Source organism: Pseudomonas sp. P135, assembly GCF_020312125.1.
Lineage (GTDB): Bacteria > Pseudomonadota > Gammaproteobacteria > Pseudomonadales > Pseudomonadaceae > Aquipseudomonas > Aquipseudomonas fragariae.
In genome coordinates this window covers 206,948-224,100 of record NZ_JAGPYR010000004.1, presented here as the reverse complement: position 1 = coordinate 224,100, position 17,153 = coordinate 206,948, and the positions used below count along the sequence as shown (strand labels likewise).

The 17,153-nt window shown below is 60.0% G+C and carries 13 protein-coding genes; 8 read left to right on the top strand and 5 right to left on the bottom strand.

The features are described from left to right. The first annotated feature begins 4 nt into the window (after positions 1–4). The 6 genes from KBY08_RS07965 (at position 5) to KBY08_RS07940 (ending at position 7,774) form a co-directional block, all read left to right on the top strand. Positions 5–1,444: an alginate O-acetyltransferase AlgX-related protein gene (locus KBY08_RS07965; RefSeq protein ID WP_003408874.1), complete on the top strand. Its 1,440-nt coding sequence runs from the start codon at positions 5–7 to the stop codon at positions 1,442–1,444. Positions 1,445–1,452: 8 nt separating this feature from the next. After that, the gene (locus KBY08_RS07960) at positions 1,453–2,589 is read left to right on the top strand and encodes a mannuronate-specific alginate lyase (RefSeq protein WP_004406765.1); all 1,137 of its coding nucleotides are present in this window, start codon (positions 1,453–1,455) and stop codon (positions 2,587–2,589) included. Positions 2,590–2,779: 190 nt separating this feature from the next. Beyond that, a complete protein-coding gene (locus KBY08_RS07955) occupies positions 2,780–4,336 on the top strand; it encodes an MBOAT family O-acyltransferase (RefSeq protein ID WP_024643139.1) in 1,557 nt (518 codons plus the stop codon). A 10-nt stretch (positions 4,337–4,346) separates the two neighbouring features. Continuing rightward, the gene (locus tag KBY08_RS07950) at positions 4,347–5,522 is read left to right on the top strand and encodes an alginate O-acetyltransferase (RefSeq protein ID WP_011266794.1); all 1,176 of its coding nucleotides are present in this window, start codon (positions 4,347–4,349) and stop codon (positions 5,520–5,522) included. A 12-nt stretch (positions 5,523–5,534) separates the two neighbouring features. Continuing rightward, positions 5,535–6,203, top strand: coding sequence for an alginate O-acetyltransferase AlgF (locus KBY08_RS07945; protein ID WP_024640264.1), 669 nt, complete (start codon positions 5,535–5,537; stop codon positions 6,201–6,203). A 119-nt stretch (positions 6,204–6,322) separates the two neighbouring features. After that, positions 6,323–7,774 (top strand): mannose-1-phosphate guanylyltransferase/mannose-6-phosphate isomerase, encoded by a 1,452-nt coding sequence (locus tag KBY08_RS07940; RefSeq protein ID WP_003415201.1) that lies wholly within the window; start codon positions 6,323–6,325, stop codon positions 7,772–7,774. A 158-nt stretch (positions 7,775–7,932) separates the two neighbouring features. On the opposite strand, the gene KBY08_RS07935 is transcribed toward KBY08_RS07940, so the two are convergent. After that, complete coding sequence (locus KBY08_RS07935; protein WP_225651101.1) at positions 7,933–10,716, bottom strand: RHS repeat-associated core domain-containing protein; 2,784 nt, start codon at positions 10,714–10,716, stop codon at positions 7,933–7,935. A 211-nt stretch (positions 10,717–10,927) separates the two neighbouring features. Here KBY08_RS07935 and KBY08_RS07930 point away from each other — a divergent pair, with 211 nt between their 5' ends. Beyond that, the gene (locus KBY08_RS07930) at positions 10,928–11,392 is read left to right on the top strand and encodes a hypothetical protein (RefSeq protein ID WP_004406770.1); all 465 of its coding nucleotides are present in this window, start codon (positions 10,928–10,930) and stop codon (positions 11,390–11,392) included. A gap of 15 nt (positions 11,393–11,407) precedes the next feature. After that, positions 11,408–12,226, top strand: coding sequence for an SDR family oxidoreductase (locus KBY08_RS07925; RefSeq protein ID WP_111522063.1), 819 nt, complete (start codon positions 11,408–11,410; stop codon positions 12,224–12,226). Positions 12,227–12,297: 71 nt separating this feature from the next. Here KBY08_RS07925 and KBY08_RS07920 read toward each other — a convergent pair whose 3' ends face one another. The 4 genes from KBY08_RS07920 to KBY08_RS07905 are packed head-to-tail and all read right to left on the bottom strand — an operon-like array spanning position 12,298 to position 17,044. Beyond that, a complete protein-coding gene (locus tag KBY08_RS07920) occupies positions 12,298–13,158 on the bottom strand; it encodes an HlyD family secretion protein (protein WP_111522064.1) in 861 nt (286 codons plus the stop codon). Positions 13,159–13,183: 25 nt separating this feature from the next. Further along, complete coding sequence (locus KBY08_RS07915) at positions 13,184–13,387, bottom strand: DUF1656 domain-containing protein (RefSeq protein ID WP_004406774.1); 204 nt, start codon at positions 13,385–13,387, stop codon at positions 13,184–13,186. After that, a complete protein-coding gene (locus tag KBY08_RS07910) occupies positions 13,374–15,563 on the bottom strand; it encodes an FUSC family protein (protein ID WP_111522065.1) in 2,190 nt (729 codons plus the stop codon). Before KBY08_RS07910 ends, KBY08_RS07915 begins: the two co-directional genes overlap by 14 nt. After that, positions 15,560–17,044, bottom strand: a complete 1,485-nt coding sequence (locus KBY08_RS07905) for an efflux transporter outer membrane subunit (RefSeq protein ID WP_057457034.1) — start codon at positions 17,042–17,044, stop codon at positions 15,560–15,562. Before KBY08_RS07905 ends, KBY08_RS07910 begins: the two co-directional genes overlap by 4 nt. Positions 17,045–17,153: the final 109 nt, after the last annotated feature.

Here is a 17,153-nt window from a genome sequence, read left to right as displayed (position 1 = left end):
TGTTATGCACGCACATCTGATCAAGCTGTTGAGCCTGTCCAGCCTCACCGCCGCCTTGATGGCCGCCGCGGGTGTCGCTCGGGCAGACGACTCGCAAGCGCCGACGTTCAAGGCCGAGCCTTGCTGCTCGCTGTGCCCGGCCGCGCATGACGCGAAAAACTACACCACGCGCTATCAGCAGAACTTCACCACGCTGGTCCAGGCTCAGGGCGACTGGCTGTTCCGGACTCAGGAAGACCTGCGCACCGAGTTCGACACCACGCCTGCCGGCTATCGCCGCATGAAAGAACTGCACGATGCGTTCAAGAGCAAAGGCGTCGAACTGGTCGTGGTTTATCAGCCGACCCGTGGTCTGGTGGATCGCAACAAATTGTTCCCGGCCGAACGCGACAAGTTCGACTACGACAAGGCGCTGAAAAACTATCAGGCCATGCTCGGCCGCTTCAGCAAGATGGGCTACTGGGTCCCTGACCTGTCGCCGTTGACCAACGAGCAGCAGGCGCATGACTTCTACTTCCGCGGTGACCAGCACTGGACGCCGTATGGCGCGCAGCGTACGGCGAAGATCGTTGCCGAAACCGTGAAAAAAGTTCCGGGTTACAGCGACATCCCCAAGCGTGAGTTCGAAAGCCATATCTCCGGACGCATGGGCAAGACGGGCACTTTGCACAATATGGCGGGTCAATTGTGCGGCACCAGCTACGCGATCCAGTACATGGACCAGTTCACCACCGAGCCCAAGGGTGAGGCAGGCGACGGCGACCTGTTCGGCGATTCCGGTAACCCGGAAATCACCTTGGTCGGTACCAGCCACAGCGGCAAGAACTACAACTTCGCTGGCTTCCTCCAGGAATACATGGGCGCTGACGTGTTGAACGTGGCGTTCCCTGGTGGTGGCCTGGAAGGTTCGATGCTGCAGTACCTGGGCAGTGAAGACTTCCAGAAGCGTCCGCCGAAAATTCTCATCTGGGAATTCTCGCCGCTGTATCGCCTGGATCAGGAGACCATCTATCGCCAGATGATGTCGCTGCTGGACAACGGCTGTGAAGGCAAGCCTGCCGTGATGAGCGCCAGCACCACCCTCAAGCCGGGCACCAACGAAGTGTTGGTCAACGGCAAGAATGGCATCAAGGACATTCGCAACGGCAGCAATCAGATCGACATCAAGTTTGACGACACCTCGGTGAAAGTCCTTCAGGCCAGGCTCTGGTACATGAACGGTCGCCACGAGGATCTGAAAATCGAGAAACCGGAAACGTCAGACACCGATGGACGCTTCGCCTTTGAATTGCGCGAGGATGAGGATTGGGCCAACCAGCAACTGCTGGCGCTGGAAATCCAGGGACCGGAAGCAGGCACGGCACCACAAAAAGTCGAAGCCAAAGTATGCAAACGCAACGTGTTCCCGAGCGCTGCGACACACACCGCTCAAGCCGGACTATGAGGTGACTTATGCAGACTCCTAAACTGATTCGCCCTACCCTGCTGTCGATGGCAATCCTGTCATCGATGGCCTGGGCCACGGGCGCATCCGCCGCACTGGTTCCACCCAAGGGCTATGACGCCCCGATCGAAAAAATCAAGACTGGCGATCACAGCTTCAGTTGTGAAGCCATTCCAAAGCCCTACACCGACAAGCTGGTGTTCCGCAGCAAGTACGAGGGTTCGGACAAGGCACGCGCAACGCTCAATGCGGTATCCGAAGAAGCGTTCCGTGATGCGACCAAGGACATCACCACCCTTGAGCGTGGCGTCAGCAAAGTCGTGATGCAGTACATGCGCGACGGTCGTCCGGAACAACTCGATTGCGCGCTGAACATGATGACCACCTGGGCCAAGGCCGATGCGCTGGAGTCGCGCGAGTTCAACCACACCGGTAAATCCATGCGCAAATGGGCTCTGGGCAGCATGTCCTCCGCCTACCTGCGCCTGAAGTTCTCCGAGTCGCACCCGCTCGCCAATCGTCAGCAGGACGCGAAGATCATCGAAGCCTGGTTCAGCAAGCTGGCCGATCAGGTGGTCAGCGACTGGAGCAATCTGCCGCTGGACAAGATCAACAACCACTCGTACTGGGCTGCCTGGTCAGTGATGGCAACCGCTGTCGCCACCAATCGTCAGGACCTGTTCGACTGGGCCGTGAAGGAATACAAGGTCGCTGCCAATCAAGTGGACAAGGACGGTTTCCTGCCCAACGAGATGAAGCGCCGTCAGCGTGCACTGTCGTATCACAACTACGCATTGCCACCGCTCGCGATGATTGCCAGCTTCGCCCAGGCCAACGGCGTGGACCTGCGTCCGGAAAACAATGGCGCCCTGAAGCGTCTGGGTGACCGGGTTCTGGCCGGCGTCAAAGACCCTTCGATATTCGCTGAACACAACGGCGAGAAACAGGACATGACGGACCTGAAGAAAGATCCGAAATTCGCCTGGCTCGAACCGTACTGCTCGCTCTACACCTGCAGCCCGGATGTGCTGGAAGAGAAACACGAAAAGCAGCCGTTCAAGACGTTCCGCCTGGGCGGTGACCTGACCAAGGTCTACGACCCCTCGCACGAGAAAGGCGACAAGGGCGATAACGACGGTTCGTGATTCACAGAGTTCTTTGTGGGAGCGAGCTTGCTCGCGAAGAGGCACGCCCAGGCGCTAAATCCGTAAGACCGGACCTCGCCTGAGCTGCTTCACCGACAAGCCGTAACGCGACGTGTTTTACCCCCCAATTTCAACGGGGGGTTTGGGGGGGCTTTGAGCCCTTGAATGTTGGACAAACGGAGAGATAAGGATGGTTTTCTCATCCAACGTGTTCCTGTTCCTGTTCATGCCGATCTTCCTCGGCCTGTACTACCTGAGCGGGCAACGCTATCGCAATCTGCTGCTGCTGATTGCCAGCTATATCTTCTACGCCTGGTGGCGAGTGGACTTTCTGGCGCTGTTCATCGGCGTGACCGTCTGGAACTACTGGATCGGTCTCAAGGTGGGCGCAGCAGGTGTGCGGACCAAGCCGGCACAGAAGTGGTTGCTGCTTGGCGTGATTGTGGACCTGTGCATTCTGGGCTACTTCAAATACGCCAACTTCGGCGTGGACAGCATCAACGCAGCCATGACCTCGATGGGTCTGGAACCGTTCATCCTGACTCACGTACTGTTGCCGATCGGTATCTCGTTCTATGTCTTCGAGTCCATCAGCTACATCATCGATGTGTACCGCGGCGACACCCCGGCCACGCGCAACCTGATCGACTTCGCTGCATTCGTCGCGATCTTCCCGCACCTGATCGCCGGCCCTGTACTGCGTTTCCGTGATCTGGCCGACCAGTTCAACAACCGTACCCACACGCTGGACAAGTTCTCCGAAGGTGCCACGCGCTTCATGCAGGGCTTCATCAAGAAAGTGTTCATCGCCGATACCCTGGCCGTGGTCGCCGACCACTGCTTCGCCCTGCAGAACCCGACCACCGGCGATGCCTGGCTGGGGGCGCTGGCCTACACCGCGCAGCTGTACTTCGACTTCTCCGGTTACAGCGACATGGCCATCGGCCTGGGTCTGATGATGGGTTTCCGCTTCATGGAAAACTTCAAACAGCCTTACATCAGCCAGTCGATCACCGAGTTCTGGCGTCGCTGGCACATCAGCCTGTCCACCTGGCTGCGTGACTACCTGTACATCACCCTGGGCGGCAACCGTGGCGGCAAGGTCGCGACCTATCGCAACCTGTTCCTGACCATGCTGCTCGGCGGTCTGTGGCACGGTGCCAACGTCACCTACATCATCTGGGGTGCCTGGCACGGCATGTGGCTGGCGATCGAAAAAGCGGTCGGTATCAACACCAAGCCTTACAGCTTCAATGTGATTCGCTGGGCACTGACCTTCCTGCTGGTGGTCATAGGCTGGGTCATCTTCCGCGCTGAAAACCTGCACGTCGCCGGTCGTATGTACAGCGCCATGTTCAGCTTCGGCGAGTGGCAATTGTCCGAACTCAACCGCGCCAGCCTGACCGGTCTGCAAGTGGCAACGCTGGTGGTGGCTTATCTGACGCTGGCGTTCTTCGGTCTGCGTGACTTCTACCAGAACCGCGAAAAAGACACCGGCAAGAGCACCAAGGCCGACGGTCCTGCAACCGCTCAACCGGGCACCATCAAGGCAGTTCCTGGCGACGCGCCTGGCAGCCTGCATATGCCTGGCTACACCGTGGGCAGCGAAGCTCAGGTGCAACCGGCCTATTGGGAAGCCGACTGGCCACGTTACGCCATGCGCGCACTGATCCTGCTGCTGTTCGTGGCTTCGATTCTCAAACTTTCGGCGCAAAGCTTCTCGCCGTTCCTTTACTTCCAGTTCTGAGGAGCCTGACATGACCCGTTCATTACGAATCCTCTATATCGCCCTCTTTCTGGGCATTCTGCTGGTCCTGGGGATCTGGTCGCTGCGCAGTTTCAGCACCTTCTCGACGTCGGCGGAAACCACTGTGCTCAACGGCAAGTGGACCAAGGCGGCGGAAACTCATTACGACGATGAGTTCCCGATCAAGCGCCTGGGCACCAACCTCTGGGCGGCGCTGGATTTCAAACTGTTCAACGAAGGTCGTCCGGGGGTCGTGCTCGGCAAGGACCAGTGGCTGTACACCGACGAAGAGTTCGACGCGGTTGCCAACGGCGAGCAGAACGAAGCCGACAACCTGGCGATCATTCAGGGTGTGCGTGACGCACTGGAAAAACAGGGCACCAAACTGGTCCTGGCGATCGTTCCGGCAAAGACCCGTCTGTACCCGGAACACATCGGTAACACCAAGCCTGCCAGCCTGCACGCCGACCTGTATCAGCAGTTCCACGCCCAGGTGGCCAAGGCCGGGATCTTTGCCCCGGACCTGCTGGCGCCGCTGCAAGCTGCCAAGCAACAGGGCCAGGTTTTCCTGCGCACCGACACGCACTGGACGCCAATGGGTGCCGAAGTCGCCGCGCAGCAACTGAGCGCCGCGATTGCCCAGAAAACGCCACTGGAAGGCGAACCTGAGCAGTTCGTCACACAAGCCAAAGGAACCGAAGCCTACAAAGGTGACCTGACTACATTCCTGCCGCTCGATCCGCTGTTCAGCAACATGCTGCCCAAGCCGGACGAGTTGCAGAAACGCAGTACCGATCCGGTAGCAGGCGAAGCGGCAGGCGGTGAAGCACTGTTCGCAGACAGCGACATCCCGGTGGGTCTGGTGGGCACCAGCTACAGCGCCAACCCTAACTGGAACTTCGTCGGCGCCCTGAAAGAAGCGCTGCGCAGCGATGTCGTCAACTACGCCGAAGACGGCCATGGCCCGATCCTGCCGATGCTCAAGTACCTGCAGACCGATGCCTTCAAGAACACCCCGCCGCAAGTGGTGATCTGGGAATTCCCGGAGCGCTACCTGCCGGCACACAACGATCTTGGCGAGTTCGATCCGAAGTGGATCGCCGAGCTGAAGAAATCGCGTGACACCCAAGAAAACGTGGCGCTCAACGCCAAACAATCCGAGTCGCCCAACCGGGCGCAAAACTGAGAGGACTGACTCATGACTTTCAACACTACTGCCAACCGTTCGGCCGCAAAACGCCTGTTCAAAACCTGCGCAATGGCCGCAGGTCTGGGCCTGATGTCCCTGCAGGCTTTCGCCGGCGACTCCGCCCTGTACGGCCCGACCGCACCAAAAGGCTCGACCTTCGTGCGTGTCTACAACGCCAGCAACGCCGAAATCAACGCCACCGTTGGCAACACCAACCTCAACGAAGTGGCGCCACTGGGCAGCACTGCGTTCAGCTTCATGCCGCAGGGCGACTACACCGCCAAGCTGGGCAGCCAGAGCCTGCCGGTGAAACTGGCCGGTGATCACTATTACACCATCGTCAACAACGCCAGCGGCAAACCACAGCTGGTCGAAGAGCCACCGTTCAAGAACAAGCAGAAATCCCTGGTTCGTGTGCAGAACCTGAGCGACAAGTCCCTGACCCTGAAAACCGCTGACGGCAAGACCGATGTGGTCAAGGCTGTAGCGGCAAAAGGCACCGGCGAGCGTGAAATCAACCCGGTCAAGGTCAGCCTGGCGCTGTACGACGGCGACAAGAAAGTCACCGATGTGAAACCTGTGGCACTGGAGCGTGGCGAAGCCGCTGTGCTCTACATCACCGGCAGCGGCAGCAGCCTCTCGCCAGTGTGGGTCAAGCCACCGGTCGCAACCCGCTAATACGGATTATGCCGGCCGGTTCAGGGCATCAGCACTGAACCGGCCCGCGCGGAACAAGAACAAGACAGAAACGACAGACACCTCGTACAGCCCTAATTGAATGCTTTTGGAGAAACAAAATGATTCCAGTTATCTTGTCAGGCGGTAGTGGTTCACGACTCTGGCCGCTTTCGCGTAAACAATTCCCTAAACAGTTCCTGGCGTTGACCGGCGAGCACACCCTGTTCCAGCAAACCCTGGAGCGTCTGGTGTTCGAGGGCATGCAGGAGCCTATCGTGGTCTGCAACAAGGACCACCGTTTCATCGTCAACGAGCAGCTCGCTGCATTGAACCTGGAAACCCAGGCGATCCTCATGGAACCGTTCGGCCGCAACACGGCACCCGCCGTTGCACTGACCGCCATGAAGCTGGTCAATGAAGGCAATGACGGCCTGATGCTGGTGCTGCCAGCCGACCACGTCATCGAAGACCAGAAAGCCCTGCAACGTGCACTGGCACTGGCAACCGTCGCCGCAGAACGCGGCGAAATGGTGCTGTTCGGCGTACCGGCCAACAAGCCTGAAACCGGCTACGGCTACATCAAGTCCACCGCCGATGCCCTGCTGCCGGAAGGCGTCAGCCGCGTGTCGCAGTTCGTCGAAAAACCTGACGAAAAACGCGCCAAGGAGTTCGTTGAAGCCGGTGGTTACTACTGGAACAGCGGCATGTTCCTGTTCCGCGCCAGCCGCTTCCTCGAAGAGCTGAAAAAGCATGATCCGGACATCTACGACACCTGCCTGCTGACCCTCGAGCGCAGCGTGCAGGACGGCGACGCGCTTGAAATCGACTCCTCGACCTTCGCCTGCTGCCCGGACAACTCCATCGACTACGCGGTCATGGAAAAAACCCAGCGCGCCTGCGTTGTACCGCTGTCGGCCGGCTGGAGCGATGTCGGCTGCTGGTCGTCGCTGTGGGAAGTCAACGCCAAGGACGCCAACGGCAACGTCACCAAGGGCGACGTCGTCATCCAGGACAGCCGCAACTGCATGATCCACGGCAACGGTAAACTGGTGTCGGTGATCGGTCTGGACAACATCGTGGTCGTCGAAACCAAGGACGCGATGATGATTGCCCACAAGGACAAGGTCCAGGGCGTCAAGCAGATGGTCGCCACCCTGAACGAACAGGGCCGCACCGAGACCCAGAACCACCTCGAAGTGTACCGTCCGTGGGGCTCCTACGATTCGGTGGACATGGGCGGTCGTTTCCAGGTCAAGCGTATCTCCGTCAAGCCGGGCGCCTGCCTGTCGCTGCAGATGCACCACCACCGCGCCGAACACTGGATCGTGGTATCCGGTACTGCGCAGGTCACCTGTGACGAGAACGTGTTCCTGCTCACTGAAAACCAGTCCACCTACATCCCGATCGCCTCGGTCCATCGCCTGCGCAACCCGGGCAAGATCCCGTTGGAAATCATCGAAGTGCAATCGGGCAGCTACCTGGGCGAAGACGACATCGAGCGTTTCGAAGACATCTACGGTCGCTCGAACGCGCTTGAAGCGGGTGTGAAAACACAGACAATCGCTCGCTGACAGACGCTTTTAGCTGCAAGTGAGACAGCCCTCGGCAACACGTTGCGTAGCCTTACCCGCAACGTGTTGTCGAGGGCTTTTTATCGTGAGATCCAGACCATCATTGCCCTGTAACAGATGGTTCTCATATTCAGGTTGCTCATACGGCCTCACCGGCGCTATTTCCATGAGTGGCTGCCTCCCATGTTTATGAAGTTCGAGAGTGGCATTCTTTTTTGGGCTTCTGCCTGATAACGCTTCGGGTTTTTTAATGGTTTACCTTTAATATGGTGATCGATCATCGTTGAAAACAGCTTGCTCAGCCCGCGCCCCTCTTTAAGCAATACCTCTGTGAACACCCTGGGCCCCGTGACAGCAGAAACGATTCTCATCCTGTCATTCACATCGGCGGTGCTACTGAGCACTGCGCCAAGGCCAGTCTCACGATAAACGCTGTACCGGTCGACGATCTCCTTTTCCAAGGTGCTCAGCACCGGATTGTTGGCAGGTGACGCGAACGAATTATTGTTAATCACGATTTCATCCCGGTTCCAAGGTGTGTCCGTCGGGCGCATCGTGAAAATCCTCTTGGGCTTGGGAATGAAATCGGTATCCCTGACACCGCGCTTGAACATGTCGTCCGTGTCCGAATAAATACCGCCATAATGGTTGATCAAGCTGTAGCGAAGCACGTCACTGGCTGCAGAGTAGTGTCGAGGGTCATCCCCATACAAATCCTTATAAATCTCGTACGACGGGGTTTTCTGGAATTTTCTGAAAAATTCTTCTTCCCTGAGATCGGAAATATGGACGTTCCTTCGCCCGCGCAGCGCTGCAACTATTTCCGTTTCATCACCCTTTCGCAGGTCCAGATGCAGATGCAGCGTCAATTGATAGTCAGGGTTCAGCACAGAAGTGTTTTCAATCCCTCCCAGGTGCTTCATCAGTGGTTCCGCAGCGCCCAACCAGATGTAATGAATATGCTTGGGGATTTCAGCGACTTCTCCCGCAGCGTCGATGAAGGTGAGCGGATTGTTTCTCAACATACCGTATAGATTAAGCCCGTCTTCAAGCCCAGCCGGGTCCGGATTGATCCAGCGCTGTAACCACGGCGCGTAATACCGCATCCCGTAATAATAAAGCCCCGTCGCATCGCGTTCCTTGCCCGAGTAACGCACGGTCTTGTAGTTCGCTTCGATGGCATTTCGACCTGCCCACCATGATGTTCCGCCAAACGGGTAGTAACTTTCCTGACTGATCAGTTGCCCCTGCGCGTCCAGTTCAAGCGTGCCGGACCCCAAGTGGTCGTTCACTGTGTAGCGAGTCTGATCATTTTCAAGCGCGTCGGGCTTTCCAGACGCCCAATGCAGCACGCGCACGTTATTGCGCCCGGCCTGGGCCACAACAACGTGCAGGGTTTCGCCAGTGGCCGTATCGGTACGGACTTCAAGACCGGGCAGGTAACGCACATCGGCCGTATGGGTAATGGTTTTGGCTTGCGTGGTACGCACCTTGCGCAGGCGCTGGCCGCTGGCGTCGTATATATAGCGTTCGCTGTCGTCCGCAGCGTCATCGCGAACCACTGGACGCACTTGCTGCAACTGGTTGCGCCGGTCCCAGCTCAGGTTTTGCCCGGCTTGCAGGGCGAGCAAATTGCCATTGGCGTCGAAGGCTGCAGCGATTTCTGCTTCATCGGGTATATGGTCATTGATCACCGGCAGACTGCGGTTGCTGTAACGCGCAGTCACCAGCGTTCGCGAATGGGACTGCGCGCCTGTATGGGTAAGCTGTTGCAGGTTGCCACCCGCGTCGTAGCGGTAGGTCTGGGTGTAATTGGCCAGTTGCGCAGGGTCGGCAGGGCTTTGAAAACCCGGAAACACCGGACCGTGATTGACGACCGCTGATTCCCGACCTGTGGCTTCGATCAGTTGGTACAGCGTGTCGTAGCCATAGGCCGAAACAGGATCAATGCGCTGATTGCGGTTATAAGCCGTTGACTGAGCGCGGTCCTCGATACGGATGACATTACCGACCGGGTCGTAGTCGTACAGCAAGTCCTGCAGCATCAGCCCATCGGCCCGTCTGGCACTCAACGCCAGCAGACGACCGTCTTCAGTGGCATAGAGCGCCGTGCTGATCACACCATTGCCAGCCGTTTCCGACACCACCCGCTGCTGCGCGTCGTATTGAATGGCACTGACCAAAACCTGTTCAGCCTGACAGTTCAGTTGCAAACGACTGTTTTTCAACTGCCCCGCAACGGTGTAATCCAGCAACTGAACATTGCCCTGCGCATCGATTTGCCGAATTGTTTCGTTCAACGGGTTGTAGTGCCAGCAGGTGGTTGCGCCGTCGCCGGGTTCCAGCAAGACATCACGCCCGGCCATCGACGCGGGCCAGTCAGGCTCATTGGCAGAGTGCAGAAAGCGCCGCGTTTGACGAATAACACTTCCCGAAAGACCGTACGCATCATCAAGCCGCGTGCCTGCCGGATCATCATGACGAATCAACTGACCGCACTGGTTATATGCGGTCGAGTCAGGGCCGCCATAAAGCAAGCGCTCAACGCAGTGCTCATCTTCAAAAACTTCGGTGGGCCTTAGCAGCGCATCGTACTGAGTACGTCGCACAACGCCCCGAGCGTCCCAGGCTTCCACTACCTGCCCGGCCTCCCCCGCCAGCAACACTCGCCAGCCAGCGTCCACACTGTCGCTGGCCAGAACCCGACCGCCGAGCGAATGAATGACGCTGAGATTGGCAGGTGCCCGATCAGCCCACAGGCGCGGATCCCAATGGCTGACAGGTCGACTGGCAAGGTCGAATGACGCCTGGCTGGTACGGAGTTCCGGCTCGTGGTCGATGCTTGAGCGATGCAGCAAAATCGACGCCACAGGCAAGCCACGCGGGTCCACCAACTGTAATGCCGGCGTGTGCTGATGAAGGGCAATCGAGCGTTCAACCATGACTGGCACCTGCATAAGTCCGACGAAGCTGGAAGATTCCGCGCTGTCCCACACTCTAGATAAGTGGGGCCGTAGCGCCTACTGACACTTATGACAGTGGAACAACAAGGGCAGACTGCAGCGCTCTCCGCGCCGATGCCTTGCCCATTGGTCAACGCCTGCCCAATGTCTGTAGTATCTCTGACATTGCATCTTGCTGGAGACCCGCCGCATGTTGATCGGCATCCTGTTAATCCTCACCTGGCTGATCCTTCTGCTCCGTTATCCGGCGAAGGCCCTGCCCGTCTCGCTGGCTGCGGCGGTCGCGCTCGGCGCGGTGGCGGCCATCGTCATCTGGCAGGACAGTCGGGAAACACGCCAGCTTGAGCGTCTGGATATCCGCCTGAGTTACGATCCGCAAGGCTGCCCGGCAGATCGTCCGTTGCAGGTCAGCATCACCAATACCAATCAGGTCACCCTGCAGGAACTGCGTTGGCGGATCGCGGCCTATGCGCCCGGTGATTCGGTGAATCTGACCGACAACACCTACGCGTCCGCACGCTATCGCGGCCCCGGTGAACTTCAGGCCAATGGCACGTGGCAGGATTGCGTGCCGGTGCCGGCACTGCGCAACGGGTACCGCCCGCAAACCCTGGAATTTCGCGCAGAACATCTACAAGGCAGTTTCTCGGACTGACCACAAGGATCTCCCATGCCCATCGCTTTGATTACAGGCTGTTCCAGCGGAATCGGCCGTGCTCTGGCCGACGCGTTCAAGGCCACCGGCTATGAAGTCTGGGCCACTGCGCGCAAAGCCGACGATGTCGCGGCACTCAGTGCAGCCGGTTTCATCGCCGTACAACTGGACGTCAACGACAGCCTGGCGCTGGAGCAACTGGCCGCCGGTCTGGCGCACAGCGGCCTGGATGTGTTGATCAACAACGCGGGCTATGGCGCGATGGGTCCCCTGCTCGACGGCGGTGTGCAGGCCTTGCAGCGGCAGTTCGAAACCAATGTATTTTCCGTGGTGGGGGTGACCCGGGCGTTGTTTCCGGCACTGCGCCGCAACAAGGGTCTGGTGGTGAACATCGGCAGCGTATCCGGCGTGCTGGTCACGCCGTTCGCGGGGGCTTATTGCGCCTCCAAGGCGGCGGTGCATGCGCTCAGTGATGCACTGCGTCTGGAACTGGCGCCGTTCGGCGTACAGGTGATGGAGGTTCAGCCCGGCGCGATCGCGTCGAGCTTTGCACAGAACGCCAGCCACGAAGCCGAGCAGTTGATCAGCGAACAATCGCCGTGGTGGCCGATTCGCGAAGGCATTCGTACACGCGCCAGGGCTTCTCTGGACAATCCTACTCCCGTCACCGAATTCGCTCGCGACCTGCTCAAGGCCGTGCAACACACCCATCCGCCGCGCCTGCTGCGCCTGGGCAACGGCTCACGCCTACTGCCGCTGATGGCGTGGTTGCTGCCCAAAGGGCTGCTGGATATGGGCCTGAGAAAACGCTTTGGGCTGAACGCTGATCTGTAGCCGAGCCTTGTCACTATCGTGCCAATGCTCCGCGTTGGCATGCCGTTCTGGACGCTCTGCGTCCTCAAGTATCAGCCGTCTACCGGCCTGACAATCACCGTGCAGGTCATCCCCGCCGCCAGCAATACATCCTGCGGTACTTGATCGAGGTGGATACGCACCGGCACGCGCTGGGCCAGGCGCACCCAGTTGAAGGTCGGGTTCACATCGGCGATCAGTTCTCGGCTTTGCGGGTTGTCACGGTCGTAGATGCCGCGGGCGATGCTTTCGACATGGCCCTTGAGCACCTCGCCGCTCATCAGTTGCAGATCCGCAGGGTCGCCCACTTTCAGGTGCGGCAACTTGGTTTCCTCGAAGAAGCCGTAGACCCAGAACGAGTTCATGTCGACCACGGCCATCTTCGCTTCGCCGATGCGCGCATAGTCACCACGATGCACATTGAGGTTGGTGACGTAACCGTCCACCGCCGCCAGTACCCGCGTGCGGGACAGGTTGAGTTCGGCCGCCTCCAGTTGCGCCTGGGCCAACTGGTAATCGGCCAGGGCCGAGGTCGCTACGTTACTCGCGTCGTCACGATTTTCTGCCGAGATGACCAGCTCATCCATATCGGCACGCCGCCTGGCATTCAGTTTGCGCATCTTCCAGGTCGCCTTGCGTGAAGCCAGCAACGCCTGCGCCTGCTTCACGGCGATCCGGTAATGCTCAGGGTCGATCTGCATCAGCAGATCGCCACGCTTCACCCACTGGTTGTCATGTACCGGGACATCGACCACGGTGCCAGACACATCGGCAGCCACGTTGATGATGTCGGCGCGTACCCGACCATCGCGAGTCCAGGGCGTATCCATGTAGTCGACCCATAACGCGCGACCGATCCAGAGCGCGATTGCCAGCACCAGCAACGTGGCAAACAGACTGAAGAACTTTTTCATCCAGAGATTTTTCCCGACTCAGGCGTCAACGATAAAGGGGCAGCGCCAACGCGCCGAAGATGCAGATAAACAGGCTCAGACGCAGCAGGGCCGGGTGCCAGAAATGCCGATACAGGTCAAAACCGGCCAACAGACGATCCAGCGCCCATGCCAGAACCACGGCCAGCAGAAAGATCAACGTAAGGGTCGGCATGTACAGGCCGTGGAAGGCTATTTCACGCGGCGGCATGGGCGACTCCTGAAGCGGTTCGCGCAACGCTGTAAGCGGCCAGCGGCGATTGCGGGTCCAGCAGCGACGTGCGGATAAAGTGCAGGTAGCTTTTTACCCGGCGCAGCACCGACGTATCGAAATGCGAGGCGAAGGGTTCATCGGCCTCCTGCACCCGTTTGATGGCCTGATCGACGGCCAGCAGACAGCGCTGCAGATTGACCGCGTCAGGCTGGATGAACAGGCGCACCAAGGCGCGCCCCATGACTCGCAGCGCGATGCGCCAGGGCTGGTACTCGGCGTAGGCAGGGTGAATTGGCAGAATCGCCTGTTCATGGCGCAGCTCGATAATGGCGTGGCCGATTTCCAGCACCACGAACATCCAGCGCAACAACTCGCGCTGAACCAGCGGCTTGCCAATCGCCAGGCCGTACGCCTGATGCATAAGGTCGCGAGTCTGGCTTTCGAAGCTTGAGCCCAGACGCTTGAGCGGCGCGCTGATCGCAAACACCACCTGATTGCGCAAGGCCTGCTCCAGGCGCCGCCACATCCAGCGGCTGTTGGGCGGCAGGATAATTGCCCCGGCAGCGGCACAGATCAGCATGCCGATGACCATCGCGATGTAGTTGTTGATGAAGGTGTAGGGGTCGTAGACCGTCAGGTTGTCCGGCACCGAGCCCAGGCTGAAAAAAATCAGCAACCCCAGGCCGTATCCCGTCCACTGTGGACGTGAGCCCAGGTACGCGCCGAGCACAAACACCGGGGTCAACAGCAGGCATAGCAGCGGAAAACAGTCGATGTGCGGGAACAGAAAAAACGTTTCGAGAAAGCCCGACAGCGCGCCGAGCAACGTACCGCCGGCCATCTGCAGCGACATACGCCTGGGGTTGTGAGTGGTCGACGACAGCGCAACGGTGGCCGCCGAGGCCAGGACCATGCTCGCGCCGCTGGGCCACGCCGTCAGCACCCAATACACACTCATCAGCCCGACCACGCAGGTCGCCCGGGCGCCGGCTGCCAGCGCGGTCATCCAGTGGGTACGCGGTACGAACGAGCCCTTCCACTGTTCACGCTCATGGCTGTGGTCGGCCAGCGATGCGTGGGTTCGTGCGTAGTCGAGCAACTCGCTGAGCAGCCGGTACAGCAGCTCGAACGAGGTGTGAAAATCCAGTCGTTCGGCGTCGCTGGGCAGGGTGCGCTCCAGCTCGGCGCGCAGGCTTCTGACCTGCTCGGGAAACTGCGCCCTGTACGACTCCAGACGCGTGACCAGCAGCGCCGCGTCATCGTTGGTCAAGGCGCGGTCGGCGAATCCGTCGAGCAGCTCTGCAAGGTGTTCAAGACCGGGATCGATATGCGTCAACACCTGATCGGCCTGTTCGAGACGCAGACGCTCGAGCAATTGGTGCAGGGCATTGAAGCGCGTGGTGACCGCCATGAATTCGCTGTTCAAGCGGTTGAGTCGACCGTTGCGGCGACGCATGTGCGGGTCTTCGAATACCGTGACGCTGCGCAGCCCTTCCAGGCCGATGGCTTCGGCCACAAAGCGTACGTTGCCGGTTTCGAATTCAGTGCGTGAAATGTCGCCGCGCAGGCCGTTGACCACGAAGCGGGCGAACCCGCCGAAGCGCAGATACAGCGCGTTGCGCATCGCAGCGCTGGAACTCTGCGGCAGCACCGCGGCGCTGATGGCCGTGGAACACAGGATCCCCAGGGTGATTTCCAGTACCCGCCACACCGCCGACATGAACGAACCTTCCGGATGCGCCAGCGCAGGCAGCCCGACCATGGCTGCCGTGTACCCGGCCAGCACAAAGCCATAAGCGCGAAAGTTGCGATAGCGCGCCGCGCCGGCCGAACACAGGCCGACCCAGAGCGCGAGACTGCCGAGAAACGGCAGCGGATTCTGCGCAAACAGGGCCATCAACAGCACCATCATCGCCGATCCGGCCAGCGTCCCCAGCAGGCGATAAAAACTCTTGGCGAACACCTGTCCGCTCTGCGGCTGCATGACGATGAACACAGTGATCATCGCCGTATGCGGCTGTGGCAGTTCCAGGCGCAGTGCCAGCCAGTAGGTGAGGAATGCGGCGAGCAACACCTTGAAGATGTAAACCCAGGTCACCCCGTCACTGCGCGCCCAACTGTGCAACTCGCGACGCCACGGCAGGTCGGTGATGCGTTGCAGAGCGGCGATCATTGCCCGCCCCCGGACTCGGCGGCGGTGTGTGCGGAATGACCATTGCCATACCCGTCACCGCCCAGCGCCACCACCAGCCCGGCGTAGGCTTCCAGTCGCGCGGCCTCGACCTGCTGCTGAACCTGTTGCTGGCGGAACAGTTGCGTGCGCGCATTGAGCACGTTCAGGTAATCGGTCAGGCCGCGCTGCCAGGCGATCAGGGCAATGTCGTAGGTCTTTTGCGCCGACGCCACCGACTCGGCGGCGAGTGCCTGCTGCTTGTCCATCGAGGCGCGCCGAATCAACTGGTCGGAGACACTTTTCAGCGCCATCACCAGCGTCTGGTTGTAATGCGCCACGGCCTGATCATAAGCAGCCGACGCCCGGCCCAGCTCCGCCCGCAAGCGTCCAGCGTCGAAGATCGGCAGGCTGATGGCCGGCCCGACCTTATAGCCCAGCTTGCTGCCGGTCAGAAACTCCAGCACGCCGCCGCCCGTGGCCATGTAACTCAGGCTGCCGACCAGATCGACATTGGGATAAAAGCCGCCATGTGCAACGTCGATACCGCGCGCCTGCGCCGCCACCTGCCAGCGCGCAGCCACCACGTCAGGTCGCTGACCCAGCAGTTCGGCAGGCAGTGCCGAGGGCAATGTCAGTGCGGTGTGCAACGACAGCGCAGGCCGCTGCAAGGCCGCGCCCTGCCCCGGCCCCTTGCCTGCCAGCGCGGCCAACTGGTTGCGACTCAGGGCAATGGCCTCTTGCAGCGCATCGATCTGCCGATGCGCCTCAGGCAGCGGGGTTTCGGCCTGACTGACGTCGAAGTGCGTGCCGATCCCGCCCTTGAGGCGGCGCTGCGCCAGGTCGAGTATCTGTTGCTGCTGGGCCAGGGCCGCTTCGGCGATATCCAGTCGGGCGTAGTCGAGGGACAGCTGGATATAGGCGCGGACCACGTTTTCCTGCAATTCGAGCTGCGCCTGACGCTGCTCGGCAGCACTCACATGCGCCAGATCAACGGCCTGCTCGCTGGCGTTGCGTTCACGTCCCCACAGGTCCAGCGCGTAGCTCAAGCCCAGCGACGCATTGTTGTCCCAGGTGCGAGTATCGGCCAGCGCTCCGGGACCATAAAACTGATCCTCGGGCCAGTCGTGACGCATCAGGCTGGCGTTGCCCTGCAGCTGCACGGACTCGGCAGACTCGGCGACCTGCGCCATCGCCCTTGCCTGGCGCACACGAGCCGCAGCAAGTGCCAGACTCGGGCTGCCCAGCGTCGCCATCTCGACCCAGCAGTCCAGTTGCGCGTCGCCGTAGGCACGCCACCATTGCGCTGCGGGCCAATGGGCGTCGAGGGCAGCGCTCTGAATCGCCTGATCGGTGACCAGGCTGTCAGCGTGCAGGAGACTGCCCTGCGATTTGATTCCATGTGTTCCGATACAGCCGCTGATGACCAGCGTAAAAGCCAGAATACCGACGGGCCAGAGCCCTCTGATGATGCGACGCGGCACAGCTGCAAGTTCCCGAACGAAGGTGACACACCTTGAATGGCGGCGATTCTAGGCGGCGCTCGATGCGGCGATAAGCAGGGAGATTTGTGAATCTTTGTTACTGAAACGG